This is a genomic window from Klebsiella sp. M041, from assembly GCF_059759695.1.
On record NZ_JCAXWU010000083.1, the window covers coordinates 1 to 202 of the forward strand.

1 rRNA gene is annotated in these 202 nt (G+C 44.6%); it reads right to left on the reverse strand.

The annotated features are described in order from the left end of the window. Positions 1 to 94, reverse strand: a 23S ribosomal RNA gene (locus AC6CWS_RS26580); the annotation flags it as partial. Between the last annotated feature and the right edge of the window lie 108 nt (positions 95 to 202).

Below are 202 nucleotides of genomic sequence, written 5' to 3' on the forward strand. Positions count from 1 at the left end.
TCATATCACCTTACCGACGCTTTTCGCAGATTAGCACGTCCTTCATCGCCTCTGACTGCCAGGGCATCCACCGTGTACGCTTAGTCGCTTAACCTCACAACCCGAAGATGTCTTCAGATTGCGAAAATTTGAGAGACTCGAACACACTTAAACAGTGTGTCGTTTCAATTTTCAGCTTGATCCAGATTTTTAAAGAGCAAAA